Annotated in this window: 9 protein-coding genes; 3 read left to right on the top strand and 6 right to left on the bottom strand. The window is 69.9% G+C overall.

Going from position 1 to position 10,887, the window contains the following annotated elements; genetic code table 11:
- The first annotated feature begins 155 nt into the window (after nt 1–155).
- On the top strand, nt 156–407 hold the full coding sequence (gene secG, locus QCD68_RS15700) for a preprotein translocase subunit SecG (RefSeq protein ID WP_110825023.1): 252 nt from the start codon (nt 156–158) through the stop codon (nt 405–407).
- A 1-nt stretch (nt 408) separates the two neighbouring features.
- The gene (locus tag QCD68_RS15695; protein ID WP_111073540.1) at nt 409–771 is read left to right on the top strand and encodes an RNA polymerase-binding protein RbpA; all 363 of its coding nucleotides are present in this window, start codon (nt 409–411) and stop codon (nt 769–771) included.
- 193 nt (nt 772–964) lie between these two features.
- Here QCD68_RS15695 and pgl read toward each other — a convergent pair whose 3' ends face one another.
- The 6 genes from pgl to tkt all read right to left on the bottom strand — a co-directional run bounded on the left by pgl (nt 965) and on the right by tkt (nt 9,438).
- Nucleotides 965–1,735 carry a 6-phosphogluconolactonase gene (gene pgl, locus QCD68_RS15690; RefSeq protein ID WP_301223698.1) on the bottom strand — a complete coding sequence of 257 codons (771 nt, stop codon included), beginning with the start codon at nt 1,733–1,735 and terminating at the stop codon, nt 965–967.
- 112 nt (nt 1,736–1,847) lie between these two features.
- The gene (locus tag QCD68_RS15685; protein WP_111073538.1) at nt 1,848–2,792 is read right to left on the bottom strand and encodes a glucose-6-phosphate dehydrogenase assembly protein OpcA; all 945 of its coding nucleotides are present in this window, start codon (nt 2,790–2,792) and stop codon (nt 1,848–1,850) included.
- The gene (gene zwf / locus QCD68_RS15680) at nt 2,789–4,327 is read right to left on the bottom strand and encodes a glucose-6-phosphate dehydrogenase (RefSeq protein WP_301223697.1); all 1,539 of its coding nucleotides are present in this window, start codon (nt 4,325–4,327) and stop codon (nt 2,789–2,791) included. The genes QCD68_RS15685 and zwf overlap by 4 nt, the downstream gene beginning before the upstream one ends.
- A 19-nt stretch (nt 4,328–4,346) precedes the next feature.
- Complete coding sequence (locus QCD68_RS15675; protein ID WP_301223696.1) at nt 4,347–5,951, bottom strand: glucose-6-phosphate isomerase; 1,605 nt, start codon at nt 5,949–5,951, stop codon at nt 4,347–4,349.
- A gap of 2 nt (nt 5,952–5,953) precedes the next feature.
- The gene (gene tal, locus QCD68_RS15670) at nt 5,954–7,066 is read right to left on the bottom strand and encodes a transaldolase (protein ID WP_301223695.1); all 1,113 of its coding nucleotides are present in this window, start codon (nt 7,064–7,066) and stop codon (nt 5,954–5,956) included.
- A gap of 272 nt (nt 7,067–7,338) precedes the next feature.
- Entirely contained in the window at nt 7,339–9,438 is a 2,100-nt protein-coding gene (gene tkt / locus QCD68_RS15665) for a transketolase (RefSeq protein ID WP_301223694.1), read from the bottom strand.
- A 414-nt stretch (nt 9,439–9,852) separates the two neighbouring features.
- On the opposite strand from tkt, the gene QCD68_RS15660 reads away from it, so the two are divergent.
- On the top strand, nt 9,853–10,782 hold the full coding sequence (locus QCD68_RS15660; protein WP_258376619.1) for a heme o synthase: 930 nt from the start codon (nt 9,853–9,855) through the stop codon (nt 10,780–10,782).
- The last annotated feature ends 105 nt before the right edge of the window (nt 10,783–10,887 follow it).

Here is a 10,887-nt window from a genome sequence, read left to right as displayed (position 1 = left end):
CCCCCCCCCCCCCCCCCCCCCCCCCCCCCCCCCCCCCCCCCCCCCCCCCCCCGCCTCGTGCTGTGTCCCTCCCGCACCGCCCAACCAGCCCGGGTCCCGAGCGCGCTCCGCGCGACCGGTATACTCGGATGGCTGACTGACACGAAAGGTACGTCGTGGCGATACTCTCCGTCGTGCTGCAGGTCCTGCTCGCGATCACGAGCCTCCTGCTCACGCTCCTCATCCTCCTGCACAAGGGCCGCGGTGGCGGCCTCTCCGACATGTTCGGTGGTGGTGTGACGAGCAACCTCGGGGCATCCGGCGTCGCCGAGCGCAACCTGAACCGCATCACAGTGATCCTCGGGCTCCTCTGGATCTCCAGCATCATCGTGCTTGGTCTCATCAACAAGTTCACGGCAGGGAGCTGACATGGCATCCGGAGGAAGCGCAATCCGCGGTTCGCGCGTCGGCGCGGGCCCGATGGGCGAACAGGACCGCGGGGTCCAGGCCGAGCGCGTCGCGATCTCCTACTGGGACGCGATGGGCAACGAGGTCGTGCGGTACTTCGCCGCGAGCCTGCCCGACGAAGAGATCCCCGAGACGGTCGATTCGCCGTCCACGGGTCTGCCGGCCGGTCGCGACAAGGAGAACCCGCCGCAGGTCGCGAAGACCGAGCCCTACAAGACTCACCTCGCGTACGTGAAGGAACGTCGTACCGAGGAAGAGGCAGCACAGCTGCTCGAGGACGCGCTCCAGCAGCTGCGTCAGCGACGCGGCACCGCGGCCAAGTAGCCCCGGCACCAGACTGAGAACACGGAAGAGGCCCCCACACCGGATGGTGTGGGGGCCTCTTCCGAGCGCCGGCATTCGGCGTCAGGCGGCCGTGGCGGGCGGCCGGGTGGGCGCCGGACGACGGACGGGAGGCCCGGTACCAGCTGGTACCGAGCCGCCCGTCCGTCTGCAGGCGCGTCACGCGCCCCGTGCGTCAGTACGTCGACGCGATGAGGTTCTCCGGGACGTCGCGTGCGGCGTCCTGGTCGACGAAGAAGACCGTGCGCTTCCGACCCTGCACGCCGCCCACGGGGACCTCGTCCACGGCCGCGCCGGCCAGGGCGAGGCCGAGGACCGACGCCTTCTCGGCACCGGACAGGATCACCCAGACGCGCTGCGAGGCGTTGATCACCGGGTAGGTCAGCGTCAGGCGCTGCGCCGGCGGCTTGGGGGAGTCGTCGACGGGGACGACCTTGCGGTCGGTGATGCGCAGCTGCGGGAACTCGGGGAACAGGGACGCGGTGTGGCCGTCCGGTCCGACGCCGAGCAGCGTGATGTCGAACCGGGGCGTCTCGGCGGAGTCCGGCGCTGCGGCGAGCAGTTCGCGCTCGTACTGCGTGGCGGCCTCGTCGATGCTGATGCCCGCGTCCGAGGGCGCCATCGGGTGGATGTTCTCCGTGGGGATGCTCACGTGGTCCAGGAAGTCGGTCTGCGTCCCGGTGATGTTGCGGTCTGCGTCGCCCTCCGGCACCCAGCGCTCGTCGACCCACCAGACGTGGACCTTCGACCAGTCGACGCTCTGCTTCGCCTGCGACTGCCCGATCGCGGCCAGGACGAGGCTGGAGACGGAGCCACCGCTGATCGCGATGTCGGCCCGTCCCTGCTCGTCGAGTACGTCGATGAGCTTCGTGAGGAAGCGTGCGGCGACGGAGGCGCCGAGGGCCTGCTTGTCGGGGTGCACGAGCACCCGCCGTTCGTTGGTCACGTGACTCCTGTGTTCGTGGTGCGGCCGGTGCGACCGGGTCGGTCCGGCCGGCCGTCCGGCCATCCCGCCGCGGACGGCAGCGGGGGAGGACGGACGGCCGGACCGTGGGGGTTCAGCCCGCGATGCGTTCGCGGAGCTTGGCCACCCCGTGCTTGACGACGTCTCCGAAGAGGACGTCCGGGTCGAGTCTACGGAGTTCCTCGGCCAGGCAGTCGCGCAGGTTCCGGCGCGGCAGCGACAGGTCGTGGGTCGGCTGCCCGGGCATCGACAGCGTCGCCACGTCGACCAGGGAGCGCTCGAGTTCGATCGTCCCGGACTCGCGGACCAGCTGCACGCCGTGGATGCCGGACGAGCCGGTGGCACGGGGTGAGGTGGTGACCTCGACGGGGACCTTGAGCTGCAGACCGAGCCAGGCGGCGAGCAGCACGGTCGACGGGCTGTCGAACGCGCCGGAGACCTCCACCGCGGTGATCGGCTCGAACGGCGGCTGGTCGAGCGCCGCGGCGAGCTGGTTCCGCCAGAGGGTCAGGCGGGTCCAGGCGAAGTCGGTGTCGCCCGGGGCGTAGGAGTCCGCCAGCGCCATGATGGCCGCGTTCGGGTCCTTCTGGGCGGCGGCGTCGGTGATGCGACGCTGCGCGATCCGGCCGAGCGGGGACGCCGAGGGCTTCTCCGGCGCGGCTTCCGGCCACCACGCGACGACGGGCGCGTCGGGCAGGAGCAGCCCGGTGACCAGGCTCTCCTCGTCCGCCGCGGTCTCGCCGTACGCACGGAGGACGATGACCTCGCTGGCACCCGCGTCGCTGCCGACGCGGATCTGTGCATCGAGTCGGCCCGGGGACGCGACGTCCCCTTCGTTCTTCGACACGATGACGACGCGCATCGGGTGCTCGCGGGACGCCTGGTTCGCGGCCTCGATCGCCTCTTCCTCGCGCCCGAGGGCGGTCGAGACGATGAGCGTCAGGACGCGGCCGAGAGCGACGGCGCCGCCCTCCTCGCGGATGTGCACCAGGGTCTTCTGGATCTTCGAGACCGTGGTGTTCGGCAGGTCGATCTTCATGGACGCCTCCAGGTCCGTCCGTCGCGGGCCAGGAGCTCGTCGGCCGAAGCCGGGCCCCAGGTGCCGGGACGGTACTGTTCGGGCTGGCCCTGTGTCCGCCAGAACTCCTCGATCGGGTCGAGGATCTTCCAGGACAGCTCGACCTCCTGGTGCCGCGGGAACAGCGGCGGGTCACCGAGGAGCACGTCGAGGATGAGCCGTTCGTAGGCCTCCGGAGAGGCCTCGGTGAACGCGTGACCGTAGCCGAAGTCCATCGTGACGTCGCGGACCTGTGTCCCGACGCCGGGGACCTTCGAGCCGAAGCGGAGCGTGACGCCCTCGTCCGGCTGCACGCGGATCACCAGGGCGTTCTGCCCGAGCGGGGACTGATCGATGCCGAACACGTCCTCCGGCACGCGCTTGAAGACGATCGCGATCTCGGTCACTCGACGACCGAGCCGCTTGCCGGCCCGCAGGTAGAACGGCACGCCCTGCCACCGACGGGTGGCGATGTCGAGCCGGATGGCAGCGAAGGTCTCGGTCGTGGACTCGGGGTTCATGCCCGCTTCCTCGAGGAACCCGAGCACCTTCTCGCCGCCCTGCCAGCCACCGGCGTACTGCCCGCGGCTGGTCGCCGTGGACAGGTCCTCGGGCAGCCGGACGGCGGAGAGCACCTTCTCCTTCTCGGCGCGGAGGTGTCCGGCCTTGAACGAGACGGGCTCCTCCATCGCGGTGAGCGCGAGGAGCTGCAGCAGGTGGTTCTGGATGACGTCGCGCGCCGCACCGATGCCGTCGTAGTAGGCGGCACGTCCGGCGACGCCGATGTCCTCGGCCATCGTGATCTGCACGTGGTCGACGTAGTTCGAGTTCCAGATGGGTTCGTACATCTGGTTCGCGAACCGGAGCGTCAGGAGGTTCTGGACGGTCTCCTTGCCGAGGTAGTGGTCGATGCGGAACACGTCGTCGGGAGCGAAGACGCTCTCGACGATGGCGTTCAGCTCGCGCGCGGTACGGAGGTCGGAGCCGAACGGCTTCTCGACCACCACGCGGCTCCACGAGCCGTCGCGCTTCTCGGTGAGGCCGGAGACCTTGAGCTGCTCCGTGACCACGGGGAACATCTTCGGCGGGATGGAGAGGTAGAAGGCGTGGTTGCCGAGCGTTCCGCGCTCGGCGTCCAGCGTGTCGACCGTCTCCTTGAGCAGCCGGAACGCCTCGGGGTCGTCGAACGAGCCCTGGACGAAACGGATGCCCTGTTCGAGCTGACGCCAGACGTCCTCGTCGAACGGGGTCCGCGAGTGCTCCTTGACGGCATCGTGGACGAGCTGGGAGAAGTCCTGGTCCTCCCAGTCACGTCGAGCGAACCCGACCAGCGCGAACCCCGGGGGCAGGAGCCCTCGGTTCGCGAGGTCGTAGACCGCGGGCATCAGCTTCTTGCGGGAGAGGTCTCCCGTCACCCCGAAGATGATGAGGGTGCTGGGACCCGCGATCCGGTTCAGTCGACGGTCCGTGGGCAGCCGGAGCGGGTTGTGCTCCGGGGTGATCGCCACCGGTGACATGTCGGTGAACTCCTTTGAATCAGGTGGTGAGTGCAGCCGCGATGACCGCAACCGCCGCGGGGACGTCCCGCGTCGACAGGGTCAGCACCGGGCGGCCGTGCTCCGCGAGGACACTCGCGTCGCCGGCGGCCTGGGCTCGGATGAGCCGGCCGAACGTGAACGGGCGGCCGGGGACGGCGAGGTCGTCCTGCTCGTCGGAGACGATCTGCAGGAACACGCCGTTCGCGGGACCGCCCTTGTGGTACTGGCCAGTGGAGTGCAGGAACCGGGGCCCGTACCCGGAGGTGACGGGTCGGCCGGTGCGTGCGGCCAGCAGGTCGCGGAGCGACCCGAGGTCGGCACCGGCGGTGCGGTCCGCGTAGACCTGGAGCGCGACGTAGCCGTCCGGACCGAGACCGGCCAGGAGGCCCGACACGGCCTGCGCGAGTGTCGTTCCGGCGTCGAGTCCACCCGTCGCGGACACGGCGATGCCGTGCTCCTCGAAAGCGGGCGGGGAGGCGACCTCGTCGGACGCGGGAGCGTCGAGCAGCGCACGGGCGGCGACCTTGGCGGCCTCCACGTCGGGCTGGTCGAACGGGTTGATGCCGAGCAGACGCCCGGCGACCGCGACCGCGTACTCCCAGACCAGGAACTGACCGCCGAGCGTGCCGGTGATCTCGAGTTCGCCGTCGGCGACGTGCCGCTCGTCCTCGCGGGACCCGACCAGTCGGACGACTTGCAGGTCGGTCAGACCGGCCTGCAGTTCGGGGGCGTCGACGTCGAGCACGACCGGCAGGAGACCGCGGCCGTCCTTGCCCGTCGACTCGGCGATGAGCTGTTCGACCCAGTCACCGAAGCCGAGGATGTGCGTGCCGTCCGCGACGATGCCGATCTTGTCCCGCAGGGGAGCGGTGCCACCGAGCACGGCGCCGAGGACGAGGCCCGGGTTCTCGTCGGTGTCGACGGCCAGCAGCACGCTGATCGCGTCGGCCTCGTCGAGGAGCTCGGCGATGTCCGCGCCCGCGAGTCCGGCCGGGACCAACCCGAAGGCGGTCAGGGCGGAGTAGCGGCCGCCGACGGTCGGGTCGGCCGTGAAGACGCGGTACCCGGCCTGCTGCGCGGTGGTCTCGAGCGCGGAGCCCGGGTCCGTCACGACGACGATGCGCCCGGCGGGGTCGATGCCGGCGTCCTGGAACGCCTGCTCGAACACCCGACGCTGCGAGTCGGTCTCGACGGTGGAACCCGACTTCGACGACACGACGAGCACGGTGCGCTCGAGGTCGGTCAGTGCCGAGCGGACCTGCGCGGGATCGGTCGAGTCGAGGACGACCAGCGGGACGCCGGCGGTCCGGGTGATGACCTCGGGCGCGAGCGACGAGCCGCCCATGCCCGCGAGGACCACGCGGTCGACGCCCTGCTCGTGCAGCTGGTCGCGGAGCGCCACGACCTCGGCGACGAGCGGACGCGAGACCGAGACCGCCTCGACCCAGCCGAGCCGGTTCGACGCCTCGGCCTCGGCCGCCGGACCCCAGAGAGCGGCGTCCTGGGCCGTGATCCCGGACGCCACCAGGTCGGTGACGAGGCGCGGGACCACCGTGTCGATGGCCCGCGCCGCGTCACCGCTGGCGGCGATGGAGACGGTCACTCTTACTTGGCGTTCTCGAGGGCCGTCTTGACGGTGTCGACGAGCTCACCCCAGGAGACGTTGAACTTGTCCACGCCCTCCTTCTCGAGGAGCGCGACGACGTCGTCGTAGTCGACGCCGACGGCGGCGAGCTGGTCCATGACCTGGTTCGCGTCGTCGAACGTGCCGGCGATGGCGTCGCCGTGGACCTCACCGTGGTCGAACGTGGCCTCGAGGGTCTTGCCCGGCATCGTGTTGACGGTGTTCGGGGCGGCGAGCTCGGTCACGTAGAGCGTGTCGGGCAGCGACGGGTCCTTGACACCGGTCGACGCCCAGAGCGGACGCTGCGTGTTCGCACCGGACTCGAGCAGGCCGAGGGCACGCTCGGTGGCGAACGCCTCGGTCCAGACCTGGTAGGCGAGCTGCGCGTTGGCGATGCCGGCCTTCGACTTGAGGGCGGTGGCCTCGTCCGAACCGACGGCGTCGAGGCGCTTGTCGATCTCGGAGTCGACGCGCGAGACGAAGAACGACGCGACCGAGTGGATCTTGGAGAGGTCGTGGCCCGCGGCCTTGGCCTTCTCGAGACCACCGAGGTAGGCGTCGATGACGGCGCGGTAGCGCTCGAGCGAGAAGATCAGGGTGACGTTGACCGAGATGCCGGCGCCGATGACCTCGGTGATCGCCTCGAGGCCCTCGAGCGTCGCCGGGATCTTGATGAGGACGTTCTCCTTGCCGACCTTGTCGAACAGGAACTTCGCCTGCTCGATGGTCTTGGCGGTCTCGTGGGCGAGACCCGGCTCGACCTCGATGGAGACGCGGCCGTCGAAGCCCTTGGTCGAGGCGTAGAGCGGCGTGAAGATGTCGCACGCGTCGGAGACGTCGCGGGTCGTGATCTCGAAGATCGCGTTGGTGACGTCGGTGCCCGCGGCGGCGAGCTCCTTGACCTGGTCGTCGTAGCGCTCGCCCTTGGCGAGGGCCGACGCGAAGATCGTCGGGTTGGTGGTGACCCCGACGACGTTGCGGTCGGCGATGAGGTTCTCGAGACGGCCGGTCTCGAGGAGCTCGCGGGACAGGTCGTCGAGCCAGATGCTCACGCCGACGGCGGAGAGGGCTTCGGTGGGGGTGGTGTCAGTCATTCGCTTCTTCTCTGCTTCGTTTCGTTCGTCGACTCCGGGGAGCCGTGGTCTGTGTGCGGGGGTCGTGCCCCCGGGACGGGAGGCGCGTGGCGGGGCCGCCACGGGCCTCCCGTGCCGACGGGGCCGGGGGCCCCGGGCGGGCCCCCCCCCCGGGGGGGGGGGGGGGGGGGGGGGGGGGGGGGCCCCCGGGCCGGGGGGGGGGGGGGGGGGCCCCCCCGGGCCCCCCCGTGCCGACGGGCCGGGTCCGACGTTCCGGACCCGGCCCGTTCGGGTCAGGATGCTGCTGCTGCGATCGATTCCTTGGCCGCCGAGATGACGTGCTCGGTGGTGAACCCGAACTCCTCGAACAGCTTCTGGTAGTCGGCCGAGGCACCGAAGTGCTCGATCGACACGCTGCGGCCGGCGTCCCCGACGATGTCGCGCCAGCTCATCGCGATCCCGGCCTCGACCGAGACGCGGGCCTTGACGGACTTCGGCAGGACCGACTCGCGGTACGCCTCGTCCTGCTCGTGGAACCACTCGAGCGACGGAGCGGACACGACCCGGGCGTTGATGCCCTCGGCCTTGAGCTGCTCACGGGCGTCGACCGCGATCTGGACCTCGGAACCGGTGCCGATGAGGATCACGTCCGGGGTGCCGTTCGGCGCCTCGGCCAGGACGTACGCGCCCTTGCCGACGTTCTTCGCCGAGGCGAAGACCTCGCCGGAGGCGTCGCCGTCGCCACGCTCGAAGACGGGCAGGTTCTGGCGGCTCAGCGCGATGCCGGCCGGGCGGTCCTGGTGCTTGAGCATCTCGAGCCAGGCGTACGCGACCTCGTTGGCGTCCGCGGGGCGGACGACGTCGAGACCCGGGATCGCACGGAGCGCGGTGATCTGCTCGATCGGCTGGTGCGTCGGGCCGTCCTCGCCGAGGGCGATGGAGTCGTGGGTCCAGACGTAGATCGCCGGCGCCTTCATGAGCGCGGCGAGACGGACTGCCGGACGCATGTAGTCGCTGAAGATCAGGAACGTTCCACCGAAGGGGCGCGTGTTGCCGTGCAGGACGATGCCGTTGAGGATCGAGCCCATCGCGTGCTCGCGGATGCCGAAGTGCAGCACGCGGCCGAACGGGTCGGTCGTCCAGGTCTTCGTCGAGGCCTCGGCCGGACCGAAGGACTTGCCGTCCTCGATCGTGGTGAGGTTCGACTCGGCCAGGTCGGCGGAGCCACCCCAGAACTCGGGCATCAGCGGCGCGATGGAGTTGATGACCTTGCCGGAGGCGGCACGGGTCGAGACGGCCTTCTCGGTGCTGAACACCGGGAGGGCAGCTTCGAGGCCCTCGGGCAGCTGCTTGGCCTGGACGCGGTCGAACAGTGCCTTCTTGTCGGCGTTGGCCGCGGCCCACGCGTCGAAGCTCTTCTGCCACTCGGCGTGCTCGGCCTGACCCTTGGCGATCGCGCCACGGGTGTAGTCGAGGACCTCGGGGGAGACGTCGAAGGTCTTCTCGGTGTCGAAGCCGAGGACCTCCTTCAGGCCCTTGAGCTCGTCGGCGCCGAGCGCGGAGCCGTGGATCTTGCCGGAGTTCTGCTTCGTCGGCGACGGCCAGCCGATGATCGTCTTGATGACGATGAGCGACGGCTTGTCGTGGACCTGCTTGGCGGCCTCGACGGCGGCGAAGAGTGCTTCGGCGTCCTCGTGGTACTCGCCGGTCTTCTTCCAGTCGACGACCTGGACGTGCCAGCCGAGCGCCTCGTAGCGGGCGTGGACGTCCTCGGAGAACGCGATGTCGGTGTCGTCCTCGATCGAGATCTGGTTCGAGTCGTAGAACGCGATGAGGTTGCCGAGCTGCTGGCGACCCGCGAGCGAACCGGCCTCGTTCGTGACGCCTTCCTGCATGTCACCGTCGCCGGCGATCACGTAGGTGTAGTGGTCGAACGGCGACTGACCGGCCGGGGTCTCCGGGTCGAACAGGCCGCGCTCGAAGCGCTGCGCGTAGGCGAAACCGACGGCGGAGGCGAGGCCCTGGCCGAGCGGGCCGGTGGTGATCTCGACACCGTCGGTGTGGCCGTACTCCGGGTGACCCGGCGTCTTGGAGCCCCACTTGCGGAGGTGCTGGAGGTCGTCGAGCTCGAGGCCGTAGCCGTGCAGGTAGAACTGCACGTACTGCAGGATCGATGCGTGACCCGCCGACAGGATGAAGCGGTCGCGACCGATCCACGTGGAGTCGCTCGGGTCGCGACGCATCACCTTCTGGAAGAGGAGGTGAGCCAGCGGCGCGAGGCTCATCGCGGTGCCGGGGTGACCGTTGCCGGCCGCCTCGACAGAGTCGGCGGCGAGGACGCGGGCCGTGTCGACGGCCTTCCGGTCGATGGCGTCCCAGGTGAATTCAGCCACTTGGATGTTGACCCTTCATTGATGCGACATGTGCGAGGGCTCGTGCCATCGCACGGACATGGTGCCCACCCGGGGCTCCGTCGCGGCGCCGTTGCCGGCGGCCGACCGGCTCGATCGCGGCCGACGTCTTCGGGGCACGCTGCGGGAGGGCCTCTCCAGCATAGTGAACCGGCACTCAGAAGGTGCCCAGGTGACCGGCGGGCCTCGATGACCGGTCGGTGACCGGTCGTCGTCCGGGCGTGTCCCGGAGCCGCTGGGGAGCGGCGGGACATCGTCGTGGCGCCGTCCATCGCGTAAACTGATCGTGATCCGCGACCATTCCGCGGACACGCACGCCCAGACGCCGACGGTGACGTCCACCCGAGCGTGCGAGCTGCAGCGAAACAGACTGAGGTTCCCTTGCCGACTGCCACCGTGACCAGGCCAGACACCGTTCGTCGGTCGATGCTGTCCCGCAAGGTCCGGGCGTACGTCTCGCTCACCAAGCCGCGCGTGATGGAGCTCCTGCTCGTCACCACCGCGCCGACGATGTTCCTGGCCCAGCGGGGCGTGCCCGACCTGTGGCTCGTGTTCTGGACGATGCTCGGCGGCGCGATGTCGGCGGGCTCCGCGTCCGCGTTCAACTGTTACATCGACCGCGACATCGACCGCCTGATGAAGCGCACGAGCACCCGTCCGCTCGTCACCGGCGAACTGTCCGACCGCGAAGCACTCGTGTTCTCGTGGCTGCTGGGCATCGTGTCGACCGTCGTGCTCGTCGTCTTCGTGAACTGGCTCGCCGCCGCCCTGAGCGTCGCCGCGATCCTGATCTACGTCTTCCTCTACACGCTCTGGCTCAAGCGCCGGACCCCGCAGAACATCGTCTGGGGCGGCTCGGCTGGCTGCATGCCGGTCCTGATCGGCTGGGCGGCCGTCACCGGTTCGCTGACATGGGCCCCCGTCATCTTGTTCATGGTGATCTTCCTCTGGACGCCGCCGCACTACTGGCCGCTGTCGATGAAGTACCGCGACGACTACGACGCCGCCGACGTCCCGATGCTCGCCGTCGTGCGTGGCCGGACCGTCGTCGGACTGCAGGTCGTGCTGTACGCCTGGGCGACGCTGGTCTGCTCCCTGCTGCTCATCCCGGTGGCGAACATGGGGCCGCTCTACACGGTGGTCGCCCTGGCCGCGGGCATCTGGTTCGTCGTCGAGTCGCACCTGCTCTACAACCGGGCGATCCAGCACATGGAGCAGGTGCACCCGATGCGCGTGTTCCGCAGCTCGATCACCTACCTGACGCTGCTGTTCATCGCGGTGGGCATCGACCCGCTGCTGCCGCAGGTGTTCACCTTCACGATCTGATCCACCCGGTGTGACGACGGGCCCGGCCGCCGCGGCGGCCTGGCGCTTATACACATCTCCGAGCCCACGCGCCGACCGCAATAAGCTCGGTTGGCGGGTTCTGCG

Origin of the sequence: Curtobacterium sp. PsM8 (assembly GCF_030433875.1) — a bacterium.
GTDB lineage: Bacteria > Actinomycetota > Actinomycetes > Actinomycetales > Microbacteriaceae > Curtobacterium.
This window is presented reverse-complemented; position numbering and strand designations above follow the sequence as displayed.